Here is a 14,165-nt window from a genome sequence, read left to right as displayed (position 1 = left end):
CAACAGCCCCCATCCTTCATTTGAAGGAAGTTTCCACCCAAACCCTCGTCCTGCAACGGAAATTCGGCGCGGCGGACTTCTTTCAATATTTCACGCAGAGACCCTCGCGCGCGTGGATGGGAAGGGGTGCCACACCCATACCCCATGAAATAACTGAAATATTGAAAGAAGAGATTTATACCCATTCTGCCAATGGCTTGCGGCCCCACTTCCTTCAAGCGGACGGGGTGAAGCCATTGAAGGAAGTGCCGGGCGCTCCCGGCATCGACAACGTGACCGTGACCAGACCTCGCGATCCCGGTCCGGGCGCGCGTGCTGCCCTCACCAGGCAGCCGTGCCGCCCCGGCCTCTCAATCGAAGAGGAGGTCGTCATGGACCGCTCCCCACACATCGCCGCGGTGCCCCGCATGGCTACCGCCACTCTCCACCGCTGCATTCTCGCGCTCGATCTCGGCACCTGCACCGGCTGGGCGTTGCGCGCGCCGGACGGACTGATCACCAGCGGGACTGCGAGCTTCAGGTCCGGCCGCTATGACGGTGGCGGCATGCGCTACCTGCGCTTCACCAACTGGCTCACCGAGATCGACCGCCTGTCGGGGCCGGTCGCCGCGATCTGGTTCGAGGAGGTGCGCCGCCACGCCGGAACAGACGCGGCCCATGTCTATGGCGGGCTCATGGCCACGCTGACCGCATGGGCGGAACTGCGTGGCGTGCCCTATGCCGGCGTTCCCGTCGGCACGATCAAGCGTCATGCCACCGGCAAGGGCAACGCGCCGAAGGAGGTGATGATCGCGTCCGCGCGGGCCCGGGGCTTCAGCCCCGCCGACGACAATGAGGCCGACGCCATCGCGCTCCTGCTCTGGGCGGTCGAGACGAACGGGGGTGTCGCATGAGGTTGCACCCCAAGGGCTACGGCGGCCATCGTCGGGATCCGGAACAGGTGAAACGCGAAGGCTGGCGCGAGCAGGGTCTGCTCGCCGTCTCGCTCGAGGACGCGCGGCTGACCTGGCCGGAACGCGAACTCGTTCGCCAGCTGGGCGAAAAGCTCTACGGGCCGCGCCCCTGCGACGAGGGAGGGCGCCATGGATAAGTGGACCCCGTCTCTCGTCGAAGCCCGTCTTGCCGAAGCGGCCTTCGTGCTCAAGCGCCTGCCCGAGCCGCGACGGCAGGGCTACTTCAGCACCTGGCCCGAGATCATCCACTCCTTCGCCGACAAGGTGGGCCAGGAGCCGAAGCCCATGCGGGTGCTGCCCTCGCCGCAGGCGATCAGCCGGATGGAGGAGACGCTGACCTGGACCGCCTGCCTCGACCCCGTCGACGGCAAGATCGTCTGGATGCGCGCCCACGGCGAGCGGTGGAAGACCATCTGCTGGACGGTCGGACTGCAGCGCTCGGCCGCCCACCAGCACTGGCTCTATGGGCTCTGCGTCATCGCGCTGAGGCTCAACCGGCGGCGGTTCAACCGCAACCTGTCGAAGCGGAAGGTGATCGAGCTGGCCGGTGGCGCGTAGCTCTGCGCGCCAGCGAAGAAGGTGTGCGGCGGACAGTTTTCGACGGGACAGAAAAGCGGCTCAGGGGCTAGGTTCGGGATAAGCTCGGGGGAGGCGCGCGCGGCGCTGCCCCGAACAAAACCATCCTTTCGTTGGCGAGAGTCGTTGGAAAAGGAAAGGCGCTGATCCTTTCCTTGCGGGCCGCTGTCCGCCCCCGCCAAGCCCCCTCAGCCGACTTCGCGGTTCCTTCTGCGCGACCTTCGTATGCTGGCGGGCGAAGCGCGGGACATCGCCAGCGACAGGGCCGGATTTTTGGGAACCCACCCGGAAGCCAGACCCATCAGTGCCCCGCGCAAACACCAATGAACGCTGGCCTTCCGACCGGACACCGCTGGTGGCCGCTGGACCCCATGTGGAGTCCGGCGCGGCATCCGGAGTCCGGAAGCCACCGGCATCCACCCGATCGAGGAACCTTGCCCACCATGACGCTGAGCTTCGCCCCGGACGCGATCGAGATGTGGCCGCTGTCGCGCCTCCAGCCCTACGCGAAGAACGCAAAGGCGCATGGCGCAGACCAGGTCGCGAAGATCGCCGCCAGCATGGCCGAGTTCGGCTGGACCGTGCCCTGCCTCGTCGGCGAGGACGGCGAACTGATCGCAGGCCACGGGCGCGTACTTGCCGCGACGCAGCTAGGGCTCACCGAGGCGCCGGTCATCGTGCTGGGCCATCTGACCGAGGCGCAGCGGCGGGCGTACCGGATCGCGGACAACAAGCTGACCGAACTCGGCACCTGGGACGAGGCGCTGCTGTCGGCAGAACTGAACGACCTGCTGGCCGAGGATTTCGACCTGTCGTTGGTCGGGTTTTCCGATGGCGAGTTGGACAAGCTGCTGGCCTTCGTACCGGAGGGGGACGGGGAAGAAGGTGGCGCCGGGGGCTCCGTGCCGCCGGTGACAATCCCCGAGCCCCCGCGCAACCCGGCCTCGCGCACGGGCGATCTCTGGATCCTAGGCGACCACCGCCTGCTCTGCGGTGACAGCACCAGCGCGACCGACGTGCGCCGTCTGATGAACGGCGAGCGGGCGATCCTGTTTGCGACAGACCCGCCGTATCTGGTGGACTACGACGGCTCGAACCATCCGACCCGCAACAAGGATTGGTCTGCCTCCTACGGCACGACCTGGGACGACAGCTCGCAGGGGGCCGAGCTTTACGACGGCTTCATCGCCGCGGCCGTGGCCGAGGCGATCACCGAGGATGCCGCCTGGTACTGCTGGCACGCCTCTCGCCGGCAAGGGATGCTGGAAGCCTGCTGGGAAAAGGCGGGCGCCTTCGTGCACCAGCAGATCATCTGGGTGAAGGACCGCGGGGTTCTGACCCGGTCGCATTACCTGTGGAAGCACGAGCCCTGCTTCATGGGTTGGCGCCGCCCGAACCGCCCGCCGAAGGTCGCCGAGCAGACGCTGCCCTCGACGTGGGAAATGCCGTCCTTCGCCAAGGACGAGCGCCCCGACCACCCGACGCCCAAGCCGCTGGACGCCTTCGGCATCCCGATGCGCCAGCACGTCGCGCGCGGTGGGCTTTGCTACGAGCCGTTCTCGGGCTCCGGTTCGCAGATCATGGCGGGCGAGGCCAACGGCCGCCGTGTGTACGCGATGGAAATCAGCCCGGCCTATGTCGATGTCGCCGTCGAGCGCTGGCAGGCCGATACGGGGCGTGAGGCGATCCTCGACAGCGACGGCCGGACCTTCGCGCAGGTGAGAATCGAGCGGCTGGGCGACGACACCGATACTCCGGACACGGACGCCGAACCCGAACCCGCGCGAAAGCGCCAGACCGCCGCGTGACATGCATGACCTGGCTTTACCTTCCTCCGGAGACGCTTCCGGGGCCGGAGACGCATGCCTCTTCGGCCTCTCTCTCTGCTCCGGCGCTGGCGGACTCGACCTCGGGCTCGCCATTGCCATCCCCGGATATCGTGCTGTGGGCCATGTCGAACGGGAAACCTACGCCGCAGCCACTCTCGTGGCGCGGATGGAAGACGCGTCCCTGGATCCGGCTGTTGTCTGGGACGATGTTGCAACCTTCGACGGCCGCCCGTGGCGCGGCGCGGTGGACATCGTCACTGCGGGCTATCCGTGCCAGCCATTCTCCGTCGCCGGAAAGCGCCGGGGCGTCGAGGACCCACGCCACCTCTGGCCGCACGTCGCCCGCATCATCGGCGAGGTCGAACCGCCCTTCGTGTTCCTCGAGAATGTCGCCCATCATCTCCGCCTCGGCTTCCCCGAAGTCGCCAGCGGACTGGTCGGCATGGGCTACAGCCTTGCGGCAGGCCTCTTCACGGCGGCGGAGGTCGGCGCGCCCCACAAGCGCGAGCGGCTGTTCATCCTCGGCATCCGCGAGGGGGACGAGCTGGCCGACCCCACGCGCCTGCTCTGGCACCCGGTCGAGTGGCGGGAACCGGACGGAACTTCTGCGGCTGTGGCCGACGCCTCGCGCCAGCGCCAACGAGAACCGGCAGACGAAGCCGACGCCGTCGCAGACAGCGGGCCAGCACGGCATGAACCTCGCGACTACGGCAGCACTTTGGCCGACGCCGCAGATCGACAGTTTCCGCAGCCGGGGTGGAGAGCGGAAGGACGAGAAGGGTCTGGACCGGATGGCGCGGGACTGGCCGACGCCGATGGCGAACGATGGCTGCAAGCCGAGCGCGGGCAACCGGCGGACAGCCGACCTGACCCATGCGGCCGGGATGTGGATGACGCCGACGGCGCGCGATCACAAGGACGGGGCGATGAGCCTCGCCAACACGCCGGTGAACGGCCTGCTTGGCCGCCAGGTCCTGGTGACGCCGACGGCTGGCAGCGATACCTCCGAGCCGCGCCGGACCTTGAACCCGCTGTTCGTCGAGGCGCTGATGGGCTGGCCCACCGGGTGGACCGGCTTCGCCTCTGTGGCAACGGCGTGGTCCCCTTGGTTGCGGCGCATGCGCTGCGAACTCTGGCGGCTGAACTGCTGGCCGATGGATGAGGCGGCATGAGAACGTGGACGATCCATGAGATCGCCGACGCCTGCGCCATGACGACGGGCGAACTGAGCCAATGGATCTCGCGTGGTCATTTCCGACCTTCCGTGGCTGTGCGGCCCGGTCAGCGTCGGCGGTTCGATTGGCGCGATCTCGCATGCCTTGCAGTCATGAGAATGCTGAGGAAGCACTCACTATCGTTAGACGGGATGGCGCTGATCGTCTCGGACCTGCGCGACGACCTCGCCGGGATGAACGACATCTCCGACATCTCGGGCAGGTCCTTCTTCTGCGCGGACTGGGGCAAGCAACAACCCTGTCCGACCGTGGGGCTCGTCACCGAAACGGATCTCTTCGCGGTGCTGAAACGGCGACCCGAGACCGTGATCATCGTGGACGTTGCGACCGTGTACCGTGATGCTGCTGGTGCAATCCCCGTCGTGACGGCCGCGGGAGGTACCGCGCAGTGAAGCAGAGCCGGATCATGTCGATGGTCGAGGCCGCGACGAATGTCGTCGTCGGCTATGTGCTGGCCATCGCCACGCAGATCGTCGTGTTCCCGTGGTTCGGGATCGAGACGGGGCTTGCGGAGCATCTGACCATCGGCCTCGCCTTCGTTGGCGTCTCGCTGGCGCGCGGCTACCTGCTGCGTCGGTTGTTCGAGGCGATCCGGGTCCGAAGCGCAGAATGAGACACCGCCGCCCAGAATGCGGGGCGGCGGCTCATGGGCATTGGCTGACCGATCTACGCGTCCCCTTGGCGGAGCGTGGCGTGGACCGCGCGCCAATCCACCCCTGCGTCCCTGAGGGCCTCGCGCAGCTCCTTGATGAGGCGCCATGGCACGCGGGCCTCGTAGGAATGCTCGTGCTTGCGGAGCGGGGGATATGCCGCCAGCTGCAGCGCGATCCCGAGGATGCGGTGCTGCGGGTCCGGGCGGTCGGCGGGGCTCAACGCCCCGCCCCCTCGGGCATGTCGCAGATGCGGTAGCGACGTGCGCCGCCATCGACCTTCTCGGAGGTGATGGTCAGCCCGAGCTTCTTTTTCAGGGCGCCGGACATCGCTCCTCTGACTGTATGACTCAGCCAGCCCGTTTCGGCGACGATCTCGTCGATGGTCGCGCCGCCCTCGGCGCGGAGCATCTCGATCAGGGTCTCCTGCTTGGTGCCCTTCCGGCGCTGGACCGGGGCGGTTGGCGTTTCGGCCTGCGTCGTTTCAGTCTGCTCGTCCGTGATCCCGAGGGTGCTGTAGGCCAGAGGGGTGGCGCGCAGCGTGATCGGGCCGCGCTCCTCGTCGTGCCGCCAGACCGTGTTGAGGTCCGTGGCGCCGATTTCCTCGATCAGGCCCTGCTTCAGAAGGCTCTTGCAGACGTTGCCGACGGCGCCGCCCTTAAGGCTGGCGGTGACGGGAAAGACCGCCCCGTCCTCGCGCGCGCAGGCGGTGGACAGGATGACGGCTTGGGCGTCGGAAAGCTGAATCTGAGTCATGGGGTCGTCTCCTTGCTCGAGGCCCGCGTCATGCGGCGCCTCCTACGACCCCGAGCCGCGCAGGGCGCGCGGCGGGAGTTCCGGCAGTGCCGGAGATCAGCGGGCGTGCTCGCCCTCGCCGAAGGCGCTGTCGGTGATGCGCTTCAGGAGGCTGGCGTAGTGTTCGAGGGTGCCGACATGGCCCCAGTTGATCTCGTCGGGGTGGGCGTTGAAGTGGTCGTCGCTCAGCGTCTGCAGCCGGGCGAGCATCTCGTCGATCTCGGCCTTCTTGCCGATGAAGGCCGCGAGCGCGGCTTCCTTATTCCGGCGCGCCTTCTCGGCGCGGAGTTCGTGGCGCGGGGTGGTGATCGGGTTCAGGCGCGTGGTCATCGTGATGGCTCCTTGGTGAGTTGCATCGTCCTTCTGAACGGACGTTCGCTCCGGTCGCGCTGCTTATCAACTCGATAAGAACATGATTTCGATAGATAATCGGAGCCGTCGATGCAGGGCATGAGCGAGCGCCAGTACGCCGCGCATGTCGGGCTGTCGCGGGGCGCGATCCAGAAGGCCAAGGCCGCCGAGCGGCTGGTCCTCTATCCCGACGGCAGCATCAACGCGGCCGCCAGCGACGCCAGACGTGCCGAGACGACCGACCCGTCCAAGACCCGCAAGCCGCCCACGCCGAAGCTGAAGCCCGTCCCCGAGGCGGCCGTGGCCGCTGTTGGCGACACGCTGCGTGAACAGGGGCTGGCAGTCCCGGCCGTCGGCGGCGGCACGACCTTCCTGCAGGCGAAGACCGCGAACGAGGTGCTGAAAGCGCAGGAGCGGCGCATCCGGCTCCAGAAGCTGAAGGGGGAGTTGATCGAGCGGGCCCGCGCGCTGGCGCTGGTGTTCCGGCTGGCGCGGGAGGAACGGGACGCGTGGGTGAACTGGCCTGCACGCGCGGCGGCGCTGATGGCGGCCGAACTGTCAGCCTCGTGCGCCGACGTGACCGGCCAGCAGATCACCGTGGAGCCAGCCGCGATGCAGAAGGTCCTGGAGAAACATGTACGCGCCCACCTCGACGAACTCGCCGAGGTCCGGCCCGACTTCCGGTGACGATGATGGCCTGATCGACTTCGACGGCGCGGGCGAGATCCTCCGCGCCTGGGGCAACGGGTTGCGGCCCGACCCGGACCTGACCGTTTCGGAATGGGCGGACCGGCACCGGATGCTCTCGGGGCGGGCTTCAGCCGAACCGGGGCGGTATCGCACCGTGCGCACGCCCTACATGCGCGAGATCATGGACCGGCTGTCGCCGGGGGATCCCACGCAGCGGATCGTGTTCATGAAGGCGGCGCAGGTCGGCGCGACCGAGGCGGGCAACAACTGGATCGGGTTCGCGATCCACCAGGCGCCGGGTCCGATGCTGGCGGTCCAGCCGACCGTGGAACTGGCCAAGCGCAACTCGCGCCAGCGCATCGACCCGCTGATCGATGAAAGCCCAGAGCTGCGGGAGCGGGTGAAGCCCGCGCGATCCCGCGATGCGGGCAACACGATGCTCTCGAAGGAGTTCGCGGGCGGCATCCTGATCATGACGGGCGCGAACTCGGCGGTCGGGCTTCGGTCCACCCCGGCGCGCTACATCTTCCTCGACGAGGTCGACGCCTATCCCGCCTCGGCCGACGAGGAAGGCGATCCGGTCACGCTCGCCGAGGCGCGCTCCCTGACCTTCGCCCACCGGCGCAAGGTGCTGCTGGTCTCGACGCCCACGATCCGGGGGCTGTCGCGCATCGAGCGCGAGTACGAGGCCAGCGACCAGCGTCGGTTCTTCGTGCCGTGCCCACAATGCGGCCACGCACAATGGCTGAAGTTCGACCGGCTGCGCTGGCAAAAGGGCCGCCCGGAGACGGCCGAGTATCACTGCGAGGGCTGCGACGCGGCAATCGCGGAACACCACAAGACGGCGATGCTGGAGGGCGGCGAATGGCGGGCGACCGCCACGGCCGCCGATCCGACCACGGTCGGGTATCACCTTTCGGCGCTCTATTCGCCGATCGGCTGGCTGAGCTGGGAGCGGATCGTGCGGTCATGGGAAGCAGCCCAAGGGTCGGACGAGGCGATCAAGGCGTTCCGCAACACGATCCTCGGCGAGACATGGGTCGAGACCGGGGAAGCGCCCGACTGGCAGCGGCTCTACGACCGGCGCGAACGCTGGAAATCCGGCACGGTGCCAGCAGGCGGGTTGTTCCTGACAGCCGGAGCCGACGTGCAGAAGGACCGGATCGAGGTCGATGTCTGGGCCTGGGGTCGCGGCTTGGAAAGCTGGCTCGTCGATCACGTCGTCATCGAGGGCGGGCCCGACCGGCACGACGCCTGGTCGGAGCTGACCGCGCTGCTGGACAGGTCCTGGCCGCATGAACGCCGCGCGCATCTCAGGATCGCGCGGCTCGCCATCGACACCGGCTACGAGGCCCCGGCGGTCTATTCCTGGTCGCGGGCGCAAGGCTTCGCGCAGGTGTCGCCGGTCAAGGGCGTCGAGGGGTTCAACCGCTCGAGCCCGGTGTCGGGGCCGACCTTTGTCGACGCGACCGAGGGCGGCAAACGCCTGCGGCGCGGGGCGCGGCTCTGGACCGTGGCGGTCTCGACCTTCAAGGCCGAAACCTACCGCTTCCTGCGGCTGGCACGCCCGACCGAGGAGGAGATGGCCGACGGGGCGGCGTTCCCGCCCGGCTCGGTGCACCTGCCGCACTGGGTCGAGAACGAATGGCTGAAGCAGTTCGTGGCCGAGCAGCTGGTGACGGTGCGCACCAAGCGCGGCTTCGCCCGGCTGGAATGGCAGAAGCTGCGCGAGCGCAACGAGGCGCTGGATTGCCGGGTCTACGCCCGCGCAGCCGCCTGGATCGCGGGCGCGGACCGCTGGCCCGACGAGAAATGGCGCGACCTCGAGGATCAGCTCGGGGCCGCCCCCACCGACACCGATCCCGCCGGGCAGATCAACCGGCCGGGACAGGCCCCGCAGGGCAAGCGCCGCTCCGACTGGCTCGGGCGGCGGGAGGGATGGTTCTGAACATGATCGACTGGACGGAAACCGAGCTTTCGGCGCTGCGCCGGGCCTATGCCAGCGGCACGACGCGCGTCAGCTATGACGGCAAGTCGGTGGATTACGGCTCGGCCGAGGATCTGCTCGCCCGCATCCGGACCATCGAGCGCGCCATCGCGGGCTTCAGCCGCCCGCTGCCCGTGGCGGGGCTCGCTGGCTTCTCGCGCGGGGATCGCTGATGTCGGCGACCTGGTTCGACCACGCCATCGCCACGGTGGCGCCGCGCATGGCGGCTCGGCGCGTGATGGCGCGTCAGGCATTCGAGACGCTGACGCGTGGCTATGACGGCGCGGCGCGCGGGCGACGGACGGACGGCTGGCGCGCGCCGGGATCCTCGGCCGACACCGAAATCGGCGTCGCCGGGGCGCTGCTGCGCGACCGCATGCGCGATCTGGTGCGCAACAACCCGCATGCGGCCAAGGCCGTGGCGGTGCTGGTCAACAACATCATCGGCGCGGGCATCATGCCCCGCGCCGCTAGCGGCGACGACAAGCTGGACCGGAAGGTCGATGCGCTCTTCGAACGCTGGACGGCGGACTGCGACGCCGATGGCCAGCTTGACTTCTATGGCCTGCAGACGCTGATCTGCCGGGAGATGGTCGAGGCGGGCGAGGTTCTGGTGCGCCGCCGCCTGCGGCGCGCGAGCGACGGCCTGCCGGTGCCGCTGCAATTGCAGGTGCTGGAAGCCGACTTCCTCGACGCCACCAAGTCCGGAGCCCTCGGCGCAGGGCGCCTCGTGCAGGGGATCGAGTTCGACCCGGTCGGGAAGCGCCGGGCTTACTGGCTGCATGCCGAGCATCCGGGCGACGCCTACGGGGCCTTGCAGAACGGGTTGCAGAGCCGCCCGGTCCCCGCGACCGAGATCGCCCATGTCTACGAGAAGCAGCGCACGCAAGCGCGCGGCGTCCCCTGGGGCGCGCCGGTGATCCGGTCGTTGCGTGATCTCGACGACTATGAAGTGGCCGAACTGGTTCGCAAGAAGACCGAGGCCTGCGTCACCGCCATCGTCTTCGGCGACGACGAGGCGCAACAGGGCATCGCGCCCTCCGTGGTCGATGCCGACGGCAACCGGGTGGAACAGTTCGAGCCGGGGCTGATCGCCTATGCCCGCGGCGGCAAGGACATCCGCTTCAACCAGCCCTCGGCGACGGGCGGCTACGGCGAATACAAGCGCGCGAGCCTGCACACGATCTCGGCAGGCTTCCGCGTGCCCTACGAGCTGCTGACGGGGGACCTGTCCCAAGTGAACTACTCCTCGATCCGGGCGGGTCTCGTGGAGTTCCGCCGCCAGATCGACGCCGTCCAATGGCAGCTGTTCATCCCGATGTTCTGCGCCCCGGTGTGGCGGTGGTTCACGGAAGCCGCATGGGCGGCGGGGCAGATCCCGTCGCCGATCGTGCCTGTGGAATGGTCGCCGCCGAAGTTCGAGGCGGTCGATCCGCAGAAGGACGCGATGGCGAACCTGCTGTCCATCCGCTCGGGCACCATGACGCTGGCCGAGGTGATCGCCCGGCAGGGCCGCAACCCCGACGCCGTGCTGGCCGAGATCGCGGCGACCAACGCCAAGCTCGACGCGCTGGGGTTGGTCCTCGACAGCGACCCTCGCCGCGTCACCAAGACCGGCAGCGCACAATCCAAAGACGGGGCCAGCGATCCGGCGAACGATCCGGCCGCCGACGAACCAGACGCCGACGACCCCTCCGCCGACGCGGATACAGACCCGGCGCAGGCCGACCAACAGGACTGACCTTCATGGACACGATGATCGAACTGCCGGCCATGCGCCGGTCGGCGGAGCTTGCGCCGAACACGGCCGATGCCGACAACCGCACCGTCGAGGTGGTCTGGTCGGCGGGCGCTCGCGTCCGGCGCGCGACCTTCTTCGGCGAGCCCTATGACGAGGAACTGAGCCTCGACCCGGCCCATGTCCGCCTCGACCGGCTGAACGCGGGCGCGCCGTTCCTGAAGGTGCACGAGCTCGACACGCTCGACGCGGTGATCGGCTCGGTCGTGCCGGGCTCGGCCCGGATCGAGAACGGACGGGGGATCGCGCTGGTGCGGATCAGCGAGCGGGCCGATGTCGAGCCGATCTGGCGCGACATCCAGGCCGGGCACATCCGCGCGGTCTCCATCGGCTACCAGGTCCACCGCTTCGAGGTCTCAAAACCCGAGGCCGCGCGCGAGCTTTGGCGGGCGGTGGACTGGACACCGTTCGAGGTCTCCGCCGTCGCGGTCGGCGCCGMCCCCGCCGCGGGCTTCCGAGCCCAGCACCCCCTTCACGACTGCGTCCTTCACCGCCGGGACGCCCGCACAGAGCAAGGAGCATCCCCGATGACGGACAAGACCCAGACCCCGGCGAGCGACGCCGCAACCCCCACCACCACCCAGCCGACCGAGCCGGTCGAAACCGAGGCCCCCCCCATGACCGAGCCAAAAGTGGCTGCGCCCGACCCGAAGGTCGCCGCCAGCGAGACCCGCAGCCAGCCGAAGACGCAGGCAGCTCCCGCGCCCGACACCGAGGCGGTCGCCACCCGCGCCCGCGAGGCCGAGCGCGACCGCGTCTCGACCATCTACGATCTGGCCGGGCGGCTGAACCTCGAGCGCGGCTTCGCCGAGGATCTGGTGAAACGCGGCGTCAGCGTGGACGAGTCCCGCCGCCTGATCCTCGACCAGGTCGCCGCGAAGTCGGACGAGACCCGGACCTTCCCGCATGTCTCCGTCCCCCTCGGCGGCCGGGACGAGCGCATCACCCGCCGCGATGCCGTGGCGAATGCGCTCCTGCACCGCTACAGCCCGACGCTGTTCCAGCTGGAGGACGTCGCCCGCCAGTATCGCGGCATGACGCTGCTGGAATTGGCCCGCGAGAGCCTCGGCAACGCCGGGGTCAACACGCGCGGCCTGTCGCGCGACGAGGTGGCGACGCGAGCCCTGCACTCGACCTCGGACTTTCCCGAGATCCTGTCGGCGGTCACCAACAAGACCCTCCGTCAAGCCTACGAGGCCTATCCGCGCACCTTCATGCTGTTCTGCCGCCAGGTGCTTGCCACCGACTTCAAGGCCATGCACCGGGTGCAACTCGGCGAAGCGCCGCAACTGCTCGAGGTCGGTGAGAGCGGCGAGTTCAAGCGCGGGACGCTCGGCGAGAGCAAGGAGAGCTACAAGGTCAAGACCTATGGCCGGGTCGTCGCGATCACCCGCCAGACGCTGATCAACGACGATCTCGACGCCTTCACCCGGATCCCGGCGATGTATGGCAATTCCATCGCCCAGCTGGAGTCGGACGTGGTCTGGGGCATCCTCACCGCCAACCCGGCGATGGCCGACGGCAACGCGCTGTTCCACACCACGCACAAGAACCTCGCGGGGACGGGTGCGGCGCTCGACGTGAGCAGCGTCGGCGCGGCCCGCGCGGCGATGGCCAAGCAGACCGGCCTCGACAAGAAGACGGTGCTGAACGTCCGCCCCGCCTTCCTGATCGTGCCGGCCTCGCTGGAGCTGAAGGCCGAGCAGCTGGTCGCGCAGAACCTGGTGCCCGCAGCGACGTCCAGCGTCGTGCCGCAGTCGATCCGCACGCTTGCGCCGATCAGCGAGCCGCGGCTCGACGCCGCCAGCGAGACCGCCTGGTATCTGGCCGCGAGCCCGAACCAGATCGACACCATCGAGTACGCCTATCTCGAGGGTCAGCAGGGCGCCTATATCGAGACGCGCAACGGCTTCGACGTCGACGGCGTCGAGATCAAGTGCCGCCTCGACTTCGGCGCCAAGGCCATCGACTGGCGCGGCCTCTACAAGAACCCGGGCGCATAACCAGCACCCATGCCGAACCCTGACATGCGGGCGGTCCTGACGGGCCGCCCGTCGTCTTTCCACGAGGATCACCCCCATGAAAAACTACGTCCAGCCCGGCAACACCATCACCCTGACCGCGCCCTATGCCGTCGCCTCCGGCGATGGCCTGCTCGTCGGCTCCATCTTCGGCATCGCCGCGGGTGCCGCCGCCATTGGCGAGCCCGTCGAGACCGCGCTCGTCGGCGTGTTCGACATCACCAAGGTCGGCTCCCAGGCGTGGACGGTTGGCGCCAAGGTCTATTGGGACGACACCAACAAGCGCACCACGACCGTCGCGACCGACAACACCCTCATCGGCGCGGCCGTCGAGGCGGTGGCGAGCGGCGCCGGCGACACCATCGGCCGGGTGCGCCTGAACGCGACGTTCTGATGTCGGCCTTCGCCGCCGCCATCGGCGCGCTCTTCGCCGATCCGAACATCGGCCGGGACGCGGTCTACATCGCCGACGGCGGTACACCCGTGCTGGTGCGTGCCGTCGCCCGTCGCGCCGACGCGGTCACCGACTTCGGCGACGCGCGGCTCTGGTCCGAAACCACCCGGATCGACCTGCGCGTGGCCGAGGTGGCGAACCCGCGTCCCGGCGACCGCATCGAGATCGACGGCGACGCCTTCCTCATACAGGGCGAGCCGGTCCGCGACCGCGAGCGGCTGGTCTGGACCGTCGACCTCGGGGCGGGTGAATGGGCCGTCACCGCCGCCATTCGCGAGGCCGGGACTGGGCTGAAGACGGCGTGGCGGTTGCAGATCACCGGCGCGGGGCTTGGTACACGGCTCGCCAACTCGATCCGGAGCCAGAACTTCCCGAGGTCGGGCGAGAGCCTTGAGGCTGCGGCGCTGGTCTGGTCGAAGGCGCCGGTAATCGTCGGTGCGCATGACACCGGGCCGCTGATCCGATCGAAGAACGGGTTCTGGCTGGCGATCCCGCTGCCCGCGGCGGGCAAATCCCTGCGCGGCGGCCGGATCACCCCCGGTGAATGGGAGCGGCGACGCGGCCTCCGCCTGCGTTTCGTCTATCGCCGGACGGGCCCCAGCCTGCTGGTCGCCGAGGGGCGGCTGAACACGAAAGGCCAGGCGGTGGTGTCGCGGTCGAAGACCGGGCGCGGAAAGGTCACTGCGCCGATCTTCCTGCTGGTGCCACAGGTCAAGCTGCCGAAGCGGCTGGATCTGGCGCGGGATGCAGACCGGGCGTTGGACAGCGTGCCGGGGCTGATCGTGGCGAACTGGGTGGGGGGTAGGTTGTGATCGCATCGATGCGC

The 14,165-nt window shown here is 68.8% G+C and carries 16 protein-coding genes and 2 pseudogenes; 16 read left to right on the top strand and 2 right to left on the bottom strand.

The window, feature by feature from the left end:
* The first annotated feature begins 407 nt into the window (after positions 1-407).
* From GBO37_RS02690 to GBO37_RS02655, 8 genes and pseudogenes are all read left to right on the top strand, one after another.
* The gene (locus tag GBO37_RS02690; RefSeq protein WP_371927461.1) at positions 408-893 is read left to right on the top strand and encodes a crossover junction endodeoxyribonuclease RuvC; all 486 of its coding nucleotides are present in this window, start codon (positions 408-410) and stop codon (positions 891-893) included.
* The gene (locus GBO37_RS02685; RefSeq protein ID WP_252926972.1) at positions 890-1,090 is read left to right on the top strand and encodes a hypothetical protein; all 201 of its coding nucleotides are present in this window, start codon (positions 890-892) and stop codon (positions 1,088-1,090) included. The genes GBO37_RS02690 and GBO37_RS02685 overlap by 4 nt, the downstream gene beginning before the upstream one ends.
* Complete coding sequence (locus GBO37_RS02680; protein WP_252926971.1) at positions 1,083-1,511, top strand: DUF6362 family protein; 429 nt, start codon at positions 1,083-1,085, stop codon at positions 1,509-1,511. The genes GBO37_RS02685 and GBO37_RS02680 overlap by 8 nt, the downstream gene beginning before the upstream one ends.
* 461 nt (positions 1,512-1,972) lie before the next feature.
* Positions 1,973-3,337, top strand: coding sequence for a site-specific DNA-methyltransferase (locus GBO37_RS02675; protein WP_252926970.1), 1,365 nt, complete (start codon positions 1,973-1,975; stop codon positions 3,335-3,337).
* Position 3,338: 1 nt separating this feature from the next.
* Positions 3,339-3,848 (top strand): annotated as a pseudogene (locus GBO37_RS02670) (DNA cytosine methyltransferase); the annotation flags it as partial.
* 202 nt (positions 3,849-4,050) lie between these two features.
* Positions 4,051-4,530 carry a hypothetical protein gene (locus GBO37_RS02665; protein ID WP_252927134.1) on the top strand — a complete coding sequence of 160 codons (480 nt, stop codon included), beginning with the start codon at positions 4,051-4,053 and terminating at the stop codon, positions 4,528-4,530.
* A complete protein-coding gene (locus tag GBO37_RS02660; RefSeq protein WP_252926968.1) occupies positions 4,527-4,985 on the top strand; it encodes a MerR family transcriptional regulator in 459 nt (152 codons plus the stop codon). Before GBO37_RS02665 ends, GBO37_RS02660 begins: the two co-directional genes overlap by 4 nt.
* Positions 4,982-5,206, top strand: coding sequence for a hypothetical protein (locus tag GBO37_RS02655; protein ID WP_252926965.1), 225 nt, complete (start codon positions 4,982-4,984; stop codon positions 5,204-5,206). Before GBO37_RS02660 ends, GBO37_RS02655 begins: the two co-directional genes overlap by 4 nt.
* Before the next feature lie 256 nt (positions 5,207-5,462).
* Here GBO37_RS02655 and GBO37_RS02650 read toward each other — a convergent pair whose 3' ends face one another.
* Together GBO37_RS02650 and GBO37_RS02645 are read right to left on the bottom strand one after the other, a co-directional pair.
* Entirely contained in the window at positions 5,463-5,999 is a 537-nt protein-coding gene (locus GBO37_RS02650) for a DUF3489 domain-containing protein (RefSeq protein ID WP_252926962.1), read from the bottom strand.
* Positions 6,000-6,095: 96 nt separating this feature from the next.
* Positions 6,096-6,368: a hypothetical protein gene (locus GBO37_RS02645; RefSeq protein WP_028720222.1), complete on the bottom strand. Its 273-nt coding sequence runs from the start codon at positions 6,366-6,368 to the stop codon at positions 6,096-6,098.
* A gap of 111 nt (positions 6,369-6,479) precedes the next feature.
* Between GBO37_RS02645 and GBO37_RS02640 the strand changes: the two genes are divergently transcribed.
* From GBO37_RS02640 to GBO37_RS02605, 8 genes and pseudogenes are all read left to right on the top strand, one after another.
* On the top strand, positions 6,480-7,076 hold the full coding sequence (locus GBO37_RS02640) for a hypothetical protein (RefSeq protein WP_028720223.1): 597 nt from the start codon (positions 6,480-6,482) through the stop codon (positions 7,074-7,076).
* Entirely contained in the window at positions 7,024-9,027 is a 2,004-nt protein-coding gene (locus GBO37_RS02635) for a phage terminase large subunit family protein (RefSeq protein ID WP_083548831.1), read from the top strand. The genes GBO37_RS02640 and GBO37_RS02635 overlap by 53 nt, the downstream gene beginning before the upstream one ends.
* Entirely contained in the window at positions 9,018-9,239 is a 222-nt protein-coding gene (locus GBO37_RS02630) for a phage head-tail joining protein (RefSeq protein WP_221288083.1), read from the top strand. Before GBO37_RS02635 ends, GBO37_RS02630 begins: the two co-directional genes overlap by 10 nt.
* Positions 9,239-10,807, top strand: coding sequence for a phage portal protein (locus GBO37_RS02625; protein ID WP_127898515.1), 1,569 nt, complete (start codon positions 9,239-9,241; stop codon positions 10,805-10,807). The genes GBO37_RS02630 and GBO37_RS02625 overlap by 1 nt, the downstream gene beginning before the upstream one ends.
* Positions 10,808-10,812: 5 nt before the next feature.
* Positions 10,813-12,867 (top strand): prohead protease/major capsid protein fusion protein, encoded by a 2,055-nt coding sequence (locus tag GBO37_RS02620; protein WP_252926959.1) that lies wholly within the window; start codon positions 10,813-10,815, stop codon positions 12,865-12,867.
* Positions 12,868-12,943: 76 nt separating this feature from the next.
* Entirely contained in the window at positions 12,944-13,279 is a 336-nt protein-coding gene (locus GBO37_RS02615; protein WP_252926956.1) for a DUF2190 family protein, read from the top strand.
* Positions 13,279-13,578 (top strand): annotated as a pseudogene (locus GBO37_RS02610) (hypothetical protein); the annotation flags it as partial. The gene GBO37_RS02615 and the pseudogene GBO37_RS02610, both read left to right, overlap by 1 nt.
* The gene (locus GBO37_RS02605; RefSeq protein ID WP_252927119.1) at positions 13,558-14,151 is read left to right on the top strand and encodes a DUF6441 family protein; all 594 of its coding nucleotides are present in this window, start codon (positions 13,558-13,560) and stop codon (positions 14,149-14,151) included. The pseudogene GBO37_RS02610 and the gene GBO37_RS02605, both read left to right, overlap by 21 nt.
* The last annotated feature ends 14 nt before the right edge of the window (positions 14,152-14,165 follow it).

Origin of the sequence: Paracoccus sp. 08, assembly GCF_024105395.1 — a bacterium.
Classification (GTDB): domain Bacteria; phylum Pseudomonadota; class Alphaproteobacteria; order Rhodobacterales; family Rhodobacteraceae; genus Paracoccus; species Paracoccus marcusii.
This window is presented reverse-complemented; position numbering and strand designations above follow the sequence as displayed.

What these genes read in the sequence shown, in the direction of transcription:
- GBO37_RS02645 (WP_028720222.1), bottom strand. Translation starts at nt 6,368, where the DNA reads ATGACCACGCGCCTGAACCCGATCACCACCCCGCGCCACGAACTCCGC.
- GBO37_RS02650 (WP_252926962.1), bottom strand. Translation starts at nt 5,999, where the DNA reads ATGACTCAGATTCAGCTTTCCGACGCCCAAGCCGTCATCCTGTCCACC.
- GBO37_RS02690 (WP_371927461.1), top strand. Translation starts at nt 408, where the DNA reads ATGGCTACCGCCACTCTCCACCGCTGCATTCTCGCGCTCGATCTCGGC.
- GBO37_RS02675 (WP_252926970.1), top strand. Translation starts at nt 1,973, where the DNA reads ATGACGCTGAGCTTCGCCCCGGACGCGATCGAGATGTGGCCGCTGTCG.
- GBO37_RS02660 (WP_252926968.1), top strand. Translation starts at nt 4,527, where the DNA reads ATGAGAACGTGGACGATCCATGAGATCGCCGACGCCTGCGCCATGACG.
- GBO37_RS02615 (WP_252926956.1), top strand. Translation starts at nt 12,944, where the DNA reads ATGAAAAACTACGTCCAGCCCGGCAACACCATCACCCTGACCGCGCCC.
- GBO37_RS02625 (WP_127898515.1), top strand. Translation starts at nt 9,239, where the DNA reads ATGTCGGCGACCTGGTTCGACCACGCCATCGCCACGGTGGCGCCGCGC.
- GBO37_RS02640 (WP_028720223.1), top strand. Translation starts at nt 6,480, where the DNA reads ATGCAGGGCATGAGCGAGCGCCAGTACGCCGCGCATGTCGGGCTGTCG.
- GBO37_RS02635 (WP_083548831.1), top strand. Translation starts at nt 7,024, where the DNA reads ATGTACGCGCCCACCTCGACGAACTCGCCGAGGTCCGGCCCGACTTCC.
- GBO37_RS02685 (WP_252926972.1), top strand. Translation starts at nt 890, where the DNA reads ATGAGGTTGCACCCCAAGGGCTACGGCGGCCATCGTCGGGATCCGGAA.
- GBO37_RS02665 (WP_252927134.1), top strand. Translation starts at nt 4,051, where the DNA reads ATGAACCTCGCGACTACGGCAGCACTTTGGCCGACGCCGCAGATCGAC.
- GBO37_RS02630 (WP_221288083.1), top strand. Translation starts at nt 9,018, where the DNA reads ATGGTTCTGAACATGATCGACTGGACGGAAACCGAGCTTTCGGCGCTG.
- GBO37_RS02680 (WP_252926971.1), top strand. Translation starts at nt 1,083, where the DNA reads ATGGATAAGTGGACCCCGTCTCTCGTCGAAGCCCGTCTTGCCGAAGCG.